14 protein-coding genes and 3 pseudogenes are annotated in these 11,442 nt (G+C 32.9%); 9 read left to right on the forward strand and 8 right to left on the reverse strand.

Going from position 1 to position 11,442, the window contains the following annotated elements:
- Positions 1-201: pseudogene (locus V7024_RS17960) on the reverse strand (aldehyde dehydrogenase); the annotation flags it as partial.
- Positions 202-635: 434 nt separating this feature from the next.
- Here V7024_RS17960 and V7024_RS17965 point away from each other — a divergent pair.
- The 5 genes from V7024_RS17965 to nadE all read left to right on the forward strand — a co-directional run bounded on the left by V7024_RS17965 (position 636) and on the right by nadE (position 4,866).
- Positions 636-767: a hypothetical protein gene (locus V7024_RS17965; RefSeq protein WP_335522358.1), complete on the forward strand. Its 132-nt coding sequence runs from the start codon at positions 636-638 to the stop codon at positions 765-767.
- A gap of 191 nt (positions 768-958) precedes the next feature.
- On the forward strand, positions 959-1,735 hold the full coding sequence (locus V7024_RS17970) for an NUDIX domain-containing protein (protein WP_335522360.1): 777 nt from the start codon (positions 959-961) through the stop codon (positions 1,733-1,735).
- A 90-nt stretch (positions 1,736-1,825) separates the two neighbouring features.
- Positions 1,826-3,304 (forward strand): nicotinate phosphoribosyltransferase, encoded by a 1,479-nt coding sequence (locus V7024_RS17975; protein WP_335522362.1) that lies wholly within the window; start codon positions 1,826-1,828, stop codon positions 3,302-3,304.
- Complete coding sequence (gene nadD, locus V7024_RS17980) at positions 3,291-3,992, forward strand: nicotinate (nicotinamide) nucleotide adenylyltransferase (protein WP_335522365.1); 702 nt, start codon at positions 3,291-3,293, stop codon at positions 3,990-3,992. Before V7024_RS17975 ends, nadD begins: the two co-directional genes overlap by 14 nt.
- Before the next feature lie 52 nt (positions 3,993-4,044).
- On the forward strand, positions 4,045-4,866 hold the full coding sequence (nadE, locus tag V7024_RS17985) for an ammonia-dependent NAD(+) synthetase (RefSeq protein ID WP_335522367.1): 822 nt from the start codon (positions 4,045-4,047) through the stop codon (positions 4,864-4,866).
- Positions 4,867-5,016: 150 nt separating this feature from the next.
- Here nadE and V7024_RS17990 read toward each other — a convergent pair whose 3' ends face one another.
- On the reverse strand, positions 5,017-5,181 hold the full coding sequence (locus tag V7024_RS17990; protein WP_335522369.1) for a hypothetical protein: 165 nt from the start codon (positions 5,179-5,181) through the stop codon (positions 5,017-5,019).
- A 179-nt stretch (positions 5,182-5,360) separates the two neighbouring features.
- Here V7024_RS17990 and V7024_RS17995 point away from each other — a divergent pair, with 179 nt between their 5' ends.
- Entirely contained in the window at positions 5,361-5,789 is a 429-nt protein-coding gene (locus tag V7024_RS17995; protein WP_335522372.1) for a hypothetical protein, read from the forward strand.
- Positions 5,790-6,179: 390 nt separating this feature from the next.
- On the opposite strand, the gene V7024_RS18000 is transcribed toward V7024_RS17995, so the two are convergent.
- Positions 6,180-6,488 (reverse strand): hypothetical protein, encoded by a 309-nt coding sequence (locus V7024_RS18000; protein ID WP_335522374.1) that lies wholly within the window; start codon positions 6,486-6,488, stop codon positions 6,180-6,182.
- Positions 6,489-6,506: 18 nt separating this feature from the next.
- On the opposite strand from V7024_RS18000, the gene V7024_RS18005 reads away from it, so the two are divergent.
- Both V7024_RS18005 and V7024_RS18010 read left to right on the forward strand, forming a co-directional pair.
- Positions 6,507-7,301, forward strand: a complete 795-nt coding sequence (locus tag V7024_RS18005) for a hypothetical protein (RefSeq protein WP_335522376.1) — start codon at positions 6,507-6,509, stop codon at positions 7,299-7,301.
- A 237-nt stretch (positions 7,302-7,538) separates the two neighbouring features.
- Positions 7,539-7,994, forward strand: coding sequence for a hypothetical protein (locus tag V7024_RS18010; RefSeq protein ID WP_335522378.1), 456 nt, complete (start codon positions 7,539-7,541; stop codon positions 7,992-7,994).
- A 753-nt stretch (positions 7,995-8,747) separates the two neighbouring features.
- On the opposite strand, the gene V7024_RS18015 is transcribed toward V7024_RS18010, so the two are convergent.
- The 5 genes and pseudogenes from V7024_RS18015 to V7024_RS18035 form a co-directional block, all read right to left on the reverse strand.
- A complete protein-coding gene (locus V7024_RS18015) occupies positions 8,748-8,876 on the reverse strand; it encodes a hypothetical protein (RefSeq protein WP_335522380.1) in 129 nt (42 codons plus the stop codon).
- 27 nt (positions 8,877-8,903) lie between these two features.
- Positions 8,904-9,116 carry a hypothetical protein gene (locus V7024_RS18020; RefSeq protein ID WP_335522382.1) on the reverse strand — a complete coding sequence of 71 codons (213 nt, stop codon included), beginning with the start codon at positions 9,114-9,116 and terminating at the stop codon, positions 8,904-8,906.
- 21 nt (positions 9,117-9,137) lie between these two features.
- Positions 9,138-9,542 (reverse strand): annotated as a pseudogene (locus tag V7024_RS18025) (alpha/beta hydrolase); the annotation flags it as partial.
- Positions 9,543-9,544: 2 nt separating this feature from the next.
- Positions 9,545-9,793: pseudogene (locus tag V7024_RS18030) on the reverse strand (NUDIX domain-containing protein); the annotation flags it as partial.
- 219 nt (positions 9,794-10,012) lie between these two features.
- A complete protein-coding gene (locus V7024_RS18035) occupies positions 10,013-10,861 on the reverse strand; it encodes a patatin-like phospholipase family protein (RefSeq protein ID WP_335522384.1) in 849 nt (282 codons plus the stop codon).
- Between the two features lie 203 nt (positions 10,862-11,064).
- On the opposite strand from V7024_RS18035, the gene V7024_RS18040 reads away from it, so the two are divergent.
- Positions 11,065-11,442, forward strand: coding sequence for a PH domain-containing protein (locus tag V7024_RS18040; protein WP_335522385.1), 378 nt, complete (start codon positions 11,065-11,067; stop codon positions 11,440-11,442).

Genomic DNA, 11,442 nt, shown 5'->3' on the forward strand with positions numbered 1-11,442 from the left:
AAAATTGATACTGTTAAATACGAAACCAATTTCTGCAGCATATGATTCAAACTCGCTTTTGTGTAAATCTTGATATAATGCGCTCAGCACTTGATTTTCATATTGTCGAATAGAACTTTTTAATTTTTCTAATTGTTCAAGGTGGAATTGAAGACTTCTTGTATGATCATGATGGAAAAATTGTTTATGCTCTTGAATCAGTTATTGCATATTATCAACCATTAGGAAATCCCTCCAATAGCAAGAAAATATTTATATAAATGTACATCAACTATAAAAAATAGTTACTCCACATATCTAGCAATTGTTTGTAAATGCTTAAAAAACAAGGGTTGATAGGCGTGAGCTTAGAGCAATTTTGGTGCGCCAACGATTAGAGAACGCTTTTTCTTAATTGTTAGATGCAATGGGAAAGCTATAAATTTACAAAACCAACGCATGATGATCCTAATAGCGGTGAAGTGAAATGGAGTAAAAGAAAATCTTAATCTATTTATTGTACGTATTTGTCAGACAAATCATTCTTTCTATTAGTCTTACAAAACTGTAAGATATCTGTCATCTTCTTCAATAGCATTTAAAAATACCCAGCTTATATACTAAAGATACATTTACAAAAAGAGGAGTGAGAGAATATGCATGAAGTGATTGAAGAAGTGGTAGCTGGCTTATGTGAATTCGTAGTTGAAGTTACAGTTGATGTTGTTACTAACATCTTTTCAGATACGAATACAGAGGAAGAAAAAGAAGATAAAGAAATGCTGTAAGTTTTGATTCACAGCCTTACATGTTAATATTTTAATTTCAAATCATCTATTATATATGGGAATTTTAAAAACTTTCTATGGACAAATAAATATAATTCGTGCATAATTTAAATTAATAATTAACGTATTGTTAATTATTAAAAAGAAAGAAATTTGTAAAGTAAGGTAAGGTACAAATAGGAGGGAGATACATGTCAAATCAAAAAGCTTTAACACAATATGATGTGAAAAAATATAAGACTCCTGATGGATATACATCAGATATCGCAGTATTTACTATTGTTACTGAGGAAAAAGAAGAACATAAACCCCCTGTTATGGCTCTGAAATTAATGCTGATAAAACGGGCATTAACCAATTCAGAAGGGAAATCTAATATTGAAGCAGGAAAATGGGCGTTACCAGGCGGCTTTGTACAAGAGGATGAAACAGCGTTTGAAGCGGCAAAGCGAGAGTTAGAGGAAGAAACAGGTGTAGAAGGTATACATATTAAGCATTATGGTGTGTATGATAAACCCGGTCGTGACCCGCGTGGTTGGATTATTTCTAACGCTCATTATGCGATTGTACCAGAGTATTATTTAGAAAAACGTCAAGCTAATGATGATGCTGCAGAAGTTGCATTATTTTCAATTGATGAAGTACTAAAATTAGACTTAGCTTTTGATCATAATCAGATCATAAGTGACGCAATTAAAGTCATTACAATTGATTTACTTCAAACAACAGTAGCAAAAAACTTTTTACCAAAGAGTTTTACATACTCTGAGCTGCAAGCCGTATTATTGACTGTTACTGCAGACCCAGCAATTAAGAGTGGGCAGGCATTCGCGAGAAAAATAAAAACTTTGCCGTTCATTCAAGAAGTTACGGGACAAACGACTCAGCGAACATCGAAAAAATCCGCACAATTATATCGTTTTGTAGAGATGGAAATAGTACAACCAATATACACGGCTAGATATTAATTTTTTTAAAATTAATATTTAACAATTTGTTAATTGTTAAATATTATCGGTGCATACATATAATATATGAAATAATTGGAGGGAATTATAATGAATAATAAATATACAGATGATAGCTTAGCATTACATACTGACCTTTATCAAATTAATATGGCGGAAACATACTGGGAAGACAATATACATGATCGTAAAGCAGTATTCGAGGTATTCTTTCGAAAACTTCCATTTGGAAACGGGTACGCTGTTTTCGCTGGTTTAGAAAGAATCATAAATTACTTACAAAATTTCCGTTTTACTGAAAGTGATCTTGCCTATCTTCGCGATGAATTAGGATATCAAGAGGATTTCTTAGCGTTTTTAAAAGGGATAAAGTTTACTGGAATTGTCCGCTCAATGAAAGAAGGTGAATTAGTTTTTGGGAATGAACCAATGCTTCGAATTGAAGCACCTTTAGTAGAAGCCCAGCTCATTGAAACAGCTATTCTAAACATTGTAAATTACCAAACATTAATTGCAACAAAAGCTTCGCGAATGAAGCAAGTAGTAGGTGAACAAACTGCAATGGAATTCGGAACTCGCCGCGCTCATGAAATGGATGCAGCGATTTGGGGCACACGAGCTGCGTATATTGGCGGATTTGAAGCTACATCTAATGTACGTGCTGGAAAACTGTTTGGAATTCCTGTAGTTGGTACACATGCACATGCAATGGTTCAAGCGTATCGCGATGAATATACCGCTTTTCATAAATACGCTCGTAGACATAAGGATTGTGTATTTTTAGTAGATACTTACGATACATTAAAATCAGGGGTTCCAAACGCTATTAAAGTGGCCAAAGAACTTGGCGATCAAATTAACTTTAAAGGAATCCGATTAGATAGCGGAGATTTAGCTTATTTATCTAAAGAAGCGAGAAAAATGTTAGATGCAGCAGGATTTACAGAAACAAAAATTATTGCCTCTAATGATCTAGATGAAAAAACGATCACTCATTTAAAATCACAAGGAGCGAAAATTGATATTTGGGGGATTGGAACAAAATTAATCACAGCGTATGATTCTCCTGCGCTTGGGGCCGTTTACAAGCTTGTTTCCATCGAAGATCAGAACGGTGAAATGGTGGATACAATTAAAATCAGTTCCAATCCAGAAAAAGTAACCACTCCAGGTCTTAAGAAAGTATACCGTATTATTAATACGATAAACAAAAAATCAGAAGGAGATTACATCGCGCTAGAGGTAGAAAATCCAGCTGAAGAAGATCGGTTAAAAATGTTTCATCCAATGCATACTTTTATAAGTAAATTTGTAACTAATTTTGAAGCTAAAGAGCTGCATCACGATATTTTCATAGAAGGCGAGTGTGTATATCAATCTCCATCACTTCAAGAAGTCCAGCAATTCACAAAGGACAACTTAGATTTGCTTTGGGATGAATATAAACGCGGGTTAAATCCGGAAGAATATCCTTTGGACTTTAGTCAAAAGTGTTGGGACAACAAAATGAATAATATTGAGGAAGTAAAACAAAAAGTTGCGGAGATGATTGAAAATGAAAATAAATGAAATCGAATCAACGAAAAGTATGGAGTATCTTCAAGAGTTGAATCTAAAAAAAGATATTAGCGGACTGTTTAAAAAAGGGAAACGAATTGGAATATACGGTTCATCATTTGACCCAATCACAAATGTTCACTTGTGGACTGCTTCAACTGTAGCACATCGTAAAAAACTAGATTATATTATCTTTTTACCTTCTACAAACATGCGCATTGATAAGAAAATACAAACGACCGGTGATCACCGTGCTAAGATGATTAATTTAGCCATACAAGATAACCCGAAGTTCATTTTGGACACTCATGAATTAAACGTATTACCAGGCAAACATTATACATACTATACAATGAAGCATTTTAGGACTATATTAAAAGAAGCGGAATTGTTCTTTATCATGGGTGCAGACCTTTTAGTAGATATTGCTGATGGAAAATGGAAGATGGATAAAGAATTAATAAGTGAAAATAATTTTATCGTTATGGCACGCGATGGTATCGATATGCTTCAAACGATTAGTCGATCCGCTCTCCTTCGTAATCATGATGATGGTAGGTTTCAATTAATCGATAAAGGATTAGCTATGGAAATTAGTTCTACATATATACGCGAAGAATTTTCTAAAGGCGGCGAACCGCGTTACCTTCTCCCGGATAGCTGCTACGATTACATTAAAGAAAAAGGTTTGTATCAATAATAGGGATTACATTTCATATAAAACACTAAAAACTGAAAGGAAAGATTTTAAAATGACAACTTTACAACAAAAAATCATGTCGGACTTAAATGTATCAGCAGTCATTGATCCTATTCAAGAAATTCGTAAAAGAGTCGATTTTTTAAAGGCGTACGTACTTAAAACAGGAGCAAAAGGCTTCGTTTTAGGAATTAGCGGTGGGCAAGATTCAACATTAGCTGGAAGACTTGCTCAGCTAGCGATAGAAGAACTAAGAACCGAAGGACATCATGTAAAATTCGTAGCTATTCGCTTACCTTACGGCGTTCAAAAAGATGAAGATGATGCACAAGCAGCATTACAATTCATCCAAGCAGATGAAGAACTTGCATTTGATATTAAAACGACAGTTGACGCTTTTGCAGAGCAATATGAAAAAGATGCAAAAGAGCAACTTACAGATTTCAATAAAGGAAATGTGAAAGCCAGAGTTCGAATGATTTCACAATATGCAGTAGGTGGGCAAAATGGCCTTCTTGTAATTGGTACAGACCACGCAGCAGAAGCTGTAACAGGTTTCTTTACGAAATACGGCGATGGTGGTGCTGACATTCTACCGTTGTCTGGATTAACAAAAAGACAAGGAAGAGAACTATTGAAAGCTCTAGGCGCTTCGGAAAGATTGTATTTAAAAGTTCCAACTGCGGATTTATTAGATAATAAACCACAACAAGCAGATGAAACTGAATTAGGAATTTCTTATGAAGAACTAGATGATTATCTAGAAGGTAAGCAAGTGTCAAAAGAAGTAGCAGAAGCAATCGAAAAACGATACTTAGTTACAGAACATAAACGACAACTTCCTACAACTATGTTTGATGATTGGTGGAAATAATCTATTTTCTTTAAATATCCTGGATTTAGCGGTGCTATCGGTGCTTTATTAACTAAAACCAGTTCATAATACACACCAAAAAAGCATGGTAATTTGCCATGCTTTTTGAATAAATCTTTCTAAAACATGTACTAAAAAGTTCATTTTTAACTATAGGATATCTTTTTTAGTAGATAATTCATCGCCAGATTTCCCTTTAGATTGAGAAGTATCTTTTGCACGAACATAACTCGTAGTTGCTTCGTCAGTAGTAGGTCCAGCTGTATTGAATCTCTCATCTCCAGTGCGATGAGAGTCGTTCGATTGCTTTTTCATGGAGCACCTCCTAGTTAGAATAAGTGTAGTATGCCCATATATTTCACTACTTAATAATACCCAAAAAAGTACTTACACATTTTAATAGTCTCGGTGAAGTGGACCATATCTTATTTTGAAAAAATTAAAATGAAGCATATTTAACAGCTACTGCTAAATATTATAATGATTTCGAATTGATGGGCGCTTTATCTGACCTTGTATTACCTGCGTATTCAGAAGCATGGTCAAATGCGATAAATAACCATAGAGATTTCAACAAAGCTCTATCTGAAAGTAAAACAGCTAAAGCTTCAATGACTTCTCTAATTCCTACAATCTACGAAAGAATGGAAAAAGAACTAAAGGTAATTTCTGAAGCCGCAAAAGAACAGCCTAAAAAATATGAAGAAGTGTACAATGAGTATAAAAACATGCATGGAATCATAACTTCTTTAAAAGAACAAATGATAACACCAAGCGGTTCATTAATTACATTTAATCAAAATGTGAACACATTATTTCAAGAATACAAAAAAGCTAAAGGAAAGATTGATGTCGCAATTTCTGATGATGTTAAAGCTGAAATTGAAAAGATTAAAGAAGAAAATAAACAAAGTTCAAATTAAACAAACAATTGATAAAAAGCGCTCTTTCGAGTGCTTTTTCTTTTGCAATTTCCTTAGAAAAACTTAACATTAAATAAAAACTCGTTAATGTAAGTCTTTTTCTGTTCACAAAAACCGTTGTTATTTTTGTGTCGTAAGAGTAGGGAGATTTATGGCGCTAGTCACTGGACAAGGGAGGTATCTGTCTGGCGACACAAACTTGGGGACTCAAATTCTTCAGGTTTTTTGTATTTTATAAGGAAAAGTCCCCACATTTGTGTCGGAGTATCCTTAACAATTTGCGACACAAATGTGGGGACTGCTCTGCAGAACGACACAAACTTGGTTACTACTCCTGCAGTATGCCCAAGCAGTAACCATGTTAAATAAACTCCAAAATATAGGAGGTTATCACTTCGTTATGAAACCTTCTTCGACCAATCCCTCTGCGAAATCACCTAAAATCTCTCTCATACTTGCGACTGTTTGAGAAATACCTTCAATCACCCCAGTATTTTCATTTTTACTATAATCAATGAATGTAAAATCAAACCACTTTTCCTCATTACGACTATTATCCGTGAGTAATTGAAACACATTTTCTTTTTGAAATATCATTGTTTCAAATTCATACAAGCTAATCAATTTAACATTAGAGCATAGATACTTATAATCTTCGCTCTCAAGATCTATTCCTAAATTTTCTGCAACCTTATTCATTATGACGTCTCTTCGGAAATGCTTCACGATAACGTATTCAGTTATCGATTAAATAAAGGAACTGACAATAAATATCTTACAAATAAAGAAATAGAGGAAGCTGTTCGCTATGAGGTGTACCTTAGTACCAAACAAACATTTAAATCTATAGCAAGGTTTATACGCCAACACATCCTTAAAGATCACAGAAAGTGCATAAAATTATTTCATAAATCTAGAATGGATGGAGAATTTTGTGTATATGCGCTAGCGTATATGAAGTGGCGTAAAGAAGTAGAAGCAATTACAAATATATGGATGGTTGAATCAGGAGATTACTGGAATACAGGCGTTGAATTTGATTATAAATATAAAAATTTTTCTACTTACTATAATGGTGGATTTAGAAAGTATTTGCACGAAGTCTTAAACGACACATATAAGCCATTTTTATTGGACTTTGAAAAATGTAATCTAGCAAGTATAAAGTGGTTTATAAATCACTTAATTTCTTATATTTTATTAGACAGTTTTTCTATGCATTTAAAGGACGCATTAATTTCTTTGCAACAAGGAGAGATGAGGCATAACGACAATTCCCCTAGGGTGTATCAAACTGTACCATTTTTTGCGGCATTAATTCCTAAAACACTTGATAGTAAAATCATATTTTATACTCAAAACGAATGCTGCAAAGAAATAAAACAGCAAATCACATTTATTGAAAAAGCAAAACCTTGTATGATTCTTAAAAATAATACAAGGTATAGTGAATATAAAAATCCTATGCAACAAGCAATTGAAAAATTAGAACAAAGGTACAAAACAAATTAAGATATTATAGATTGAAGTCTCAATGGGATTCTCACCGAACTATATAAGCTGACTATGTTCATGTTCTTGAATTTAAACCCGAAGAGCTCTTTATATACATAAGTATATCTCGTTAGAGACACTCTATAAAAAAAGTTATGGAGTGAATAGAATGATAAAACGAATAGTCATATTAATTATCGGGATTTTAATATTAAATGTCTATACACCTAATTAAAAAATGAAGGAGTATTCTGATTGTATAATCCAATAAAAACACGGTATTTACAAGTTGTTATTTCTATTTTTGTATTAGGAATGTTGATACATCCTAAAAAATCATTTGCTTCATTAAACGAAGATGTACCATTCTTGATTAACAATGGCACATGTCCTAAGCAAAATGAAATAGGACATGTAAGTTCAGAGAGTGGTCTTATAAAAGCGTTGAATACAATTATTCCCGAAGTTTATACAGATAAAAAGTACAAAGATTGGAAAATAGAAACTATAGCATATCTTCCAAAATCACCACATCCAGAAGCCTATTATGCGATGGCAAAACATTATTGCGGAGAGGAAATAGCAAATAATTCTTGGTTTGTAGAAATATTATTCCCGCAATATTTACCAGCATACGATGCGTCACATGGACAAATCTTTGTAACTAAAAATAAACAAGGGAAATGGTTTGCCTGGTTTAAATTTCATTAATTATTCGGGCTGTTCATATAAGTGTATATAGTGAAAAACATATTAAAGTTAATTTAATTAAAGATATCGTGTATTATGTGGGTATAATTCCGTCACTTTTATTAACGAAATTATACCTACAAGAATAAAAGGGTCCCCCAAGTTTGTGTCGCAAAGGGGGAGTCCCCAGATTTGTGTCGTAACAGTCCCCAAGTTTGTGTCGCCAGACACCAGACACAAACTTACTTAATAAAAGTTAATTTATTTTTTGCAGTTTACATAATATTTATTATCGGCAGTTATAAAATAAAAGTGGTTTCATATCTCTATAACTAAGTAAACTATACATTTTGAGATGAAACGGAGATTTTTGAAACAATCAATAACATATTTATATACCTGTTTAAAATTTCATAAATGTAAATATAAGCTAAAAAATTTCACACACACAGCCACAGAAATTTTACGTTTAATCATCACAGTTATAAAAATTTTTTATTGGCTCACACTTAACATTTTATTTGTAAACTTTCTTTTTGCTTTATATTCAACATCGATATCTTGTTTCCTAAATATATACAGAAACTTGTGTACATAACAATTTTTCATAATTCGGTTCTATCCTACTTTTCCTTTAATCAATTTGTACTTTCTAGTTAACATAATACAATTATTAAGCAAAAGAAATTCTCCCTTGTTATTTTGGGGAGAATTTCTTAATATGGCTTTTATTTTCTTAGATGATAACAAATTTTACTATCAAATTAGCTCGGTTTACTTATCTTCATTTTTTTGCGCTGACGGCGGACAAGTTAAGTTATGCTCGTAAATTTTTTTATTTATTATTTCAACCTTTGCAGCAGCAACTTCCTTTTCTGTGCATGTATGCAGCTTCTCCTTCAACGTATCGATCTCTTTCGAAAGCTCAATCTACCTCGGCAATATATGTTCATCCTTCATCGTCTTATAAAGCTGTTTTTCTGGATTATAAGAGAGACTTTTATCCATTACACCTTCTTTTTGCGAGCGTTTAATAATCGAACTTATATGATCTTCATACGTAAATGACCATACTTTTTCATCTTTTACTAAAATTTCTTGTTTCTTTAAAGCCTTATCTAAATCTTTTTCTCTATCTTTCATATGTTTACTCTTCCCTTTTTATTATTTCATAGGTGTTTTTAATTGTTGTAAGGCTACTATCCCTTGAGCAAACTGTTTATGCCACCACAATACATCGTGACCACCAGGGAATTCAACGTAAGTAATTTGATATTCCTTTTCTTTAAGCACTTGTGATAAGCTCCTATTTGCTTCTAATAATGGTTTATTTTCTAGTTCCCCAGCACTCATATAAATCTGTAATGGTAATGTGCTGCTTCTTTTAAATTGATTTTTAATCCAAGGGTGTGATCCTTCGTAATTTTCTTTTTTCCAATGTACAGAACCAGACAATGATAAAACATTTCCAAAGATTTCTGGATATTGCAACGCTGCATAAAAAGCTGCTAAACCACCGAGACTGAATCCGCCAATTGTTGAATGATATGGATTTGCATGAACGTGATATCATGATTAATTTCATAGTGCAGTGTGTCTCCATCTCTCCACTGATTTTCAATTACGCCAAGGAATTTTTCGATTGAGCAAGAAACACCTATTTCTTCTTCCCATTCTCGTTTAAGTGCATTTTCGACTGACTCACCTAATTCAATATGTCCTCCAGGTAAAAAAGAGTGATGTCCTTTAAAATGCGCTACTAAAAGTTTTCCGTTTTTTATAAGAATTCCCCTTACTATGTGGTGAAATTGAGTTCTCATATCATAGTCCTCCTTATTTACATATCAGATACTAAATTCTAATGTTAGAAGTCAATTTCCTTTTCAAATTGAATATAGATGTGAATCTTGAGAACGATTTGTTTTTTAAAATTGTAAAAATACGGTAAATGAAATTAACTTGAATTCTATGCTGTTATCCCGTTTTTAATCGGTATTTCTGCTTCTTGTTCAAAATGCGAACGACCACTTATTCATATATTATTTAAGCCATTTTTTTAACTGCTCAAATTGATTCTTCGCATCGTTATAACCAAGTTCATATAAATGAACCAATCTTTCTTGATTACGTTCCAATCCACTTACAGGTAATTGAACACTCGGTTGTATAACAAAGAAATTCTCTTTTTGTTCTTCTGAATAGAGATAGGATATAGTATTGTTGTAGATTTCAGAATGCTGAACAAGACGATTTCCCACATTAGGATACTTCCTGTATAACCATTTCGCCATGAACCCTAGCTTACTTGGCTCCTTTTTATATCCCCCTGGCTTTGTCATAATCACAACATTTTTTTGATATCCATCAACTTGTGCTTTTTGAATCGGAATTGGATCAGTAATTCCTCCATCAAGTAGCCATTTATCTTCATACTCAACTGCTGGTGCAATAAATGGGACAGAGCTTGATGCACGGATAATTTTTAAAATATCATCTCCATGTTCATGCTTATTGTAATACACTGCTTTTCCTGTCTCACAATCCGTTGTGCCTATAACAAATTGTTCTGCCCCGTCTTGGAATGCTTGAAAGTCAAATGGTACAATTTTATTAGGTACTTCATCAAATAAAAAATCCATCCCAAACAATTGGCGTTTTCGTAAAAAATTACGAAATGAGATGTAGCGTGGATCGCTTACAAGTTCTGTATTTACTTTCTTATTTCTCCCTTTTTGACGAGACAAATACGTAGCAGCCATACAGGCACCTGCTGAAACACCTATTACATAAGGAAAATACAAATCCTTTTCCATAAAAAATTCTAATACACCTGCTGTATATAGTCCCTTCATTCCTCCGCCTTCTAAAACTAATCCAATATTATTCATCTATTGTCCCTCTATCATAAGTTCATTGTGTATAAAAAGTTCTTACACAAATATATTAGCATAAGATATTATGATGAAGTATTGAATTTCTTCTTTGCAATTACAATTTAATTCTTATACCGAAAAGTAAGAATCTGCTTTTTCATTACATGTTACAATAAAAGAGATTCATTCTATATCTATACATAGAGGAGGAATTCATAATGGGTTTATTTAGTGGTTTTTTAGGAAATGCATCTGATGCAGATATAAGTGGAGTAGAACGCGATTTACAAGCAATTATGCTTGATGATGAGCAAGTAGAACACGCTTATAAGTTAATTCGTGATTTAATCGTATTTACAAATCGCCGTATGATTTTAGTAGATAAACAAGGTATGACTGGTAAAAAGACGGAATATCATTCTATTCCCTATAAAAGTATTACACAATTTAGCATCGAAACAGCTGGGCATTTTGATTTAGATGCTGAATTAAAAATTTGGATATCTGGTATGCATTCACCAATTACGAAAGAATTTAGAAAAGACGATAGTATTTATAGCATTCAAAAAGCGCTTGTAATGTATACAACAAAATAA

Source organism: Bacillus sp. JJ864 (assembly GCF_036963045.1).
GTDB classification, from domain to species: domain Bacteria; phylum Bacillota; class Bacilli; order Bacillales; family Bacillaceae_G; genus Bacillus_A; species Bacillus_A pseudomycoides_C.

Bases quoted from the DNA above. Each gene is read 5' to 3' on its own strand.
- V7024_RS18040 (WP_335522385.1), top strand. From the start codon at position 11,065: ATGGGTTTATTTAGTGGTTTTTTAGGAAATGCATCTGATGCAGATATA.
- V7024_RS18000 (WP_335522374.1), bottom strand. From the start codon at position 6,488: ATGAATAAGGTTGCAGAAAATTTAGGAATAGATCTTGAGAGCGAAGAT.
- V7024_RS17970 (WP_335522360.1), top strand. From the start codon at position 959: ATGTCAAATCAAAAAGCTTTAACACAATATGATGTGAAAAAATATAAG.
- V7024_RS17990 (WP_335522369.1), bottom strand. From the start codon at position 5,181: ATGAAAAAGCAATCGAACGACTCTCATCGCACTGGAGATGAGAGATTC.
- V7024_RS17975 (WP_335522362.1), top strand. From the start codon at position 1,826: ATGAATAATAAATATACAGATGATAGCTTAGCATTACATACTGACCTT.
- V7024_RS18005 (WP_335522376.1), top strand. From the start codon at position 6,507: ATGCTTCACGATAACGTATTCAGTTATCGATTAAATAAAGGAACTGAC.
- V7024_RS17965 (WP_335522358.1), top strand. From the start codon at position 636: ATGCATGAAGTGATTGAAGAAGTGGTAGCTGGCTTATGTGAATTCGTA.
- V7024_RS18035 (WP_335522384.1), bottom strand. From the start codon at position 10,861: ATGAATAATATTGGATTAGTTTTAGAAGGCGGAGGAATGAAGGGACTA.
- nadE (WP_335522367.1), top strand. From the start codon at position 4,045: ATGACAACTTTACAACAAAAAATCATGTCGGACTTAAATGTATCAGCA.
- nadD (WP_335522365.1), top strand. From the start codon at position 3,291: ATGAAAATAAATGAAATCGAATCAACGAAAAGTATGGAGTATCTTCAA.
- V7024_RS17995 (WP_335522372.1), top strand. From the start codon at position 5,361: ATGGGCGCTTTATCTGACCTTGTATTACCTGCGTATTCAGAAGCATGG.
- V7024_RS18020 (WP_335522382.1), bottom strand. From the start codon at position 9,116: ATGAAAGATAGAGAAAAAGATTTAGATAAGGCTTTAAAGAAACAAGAA.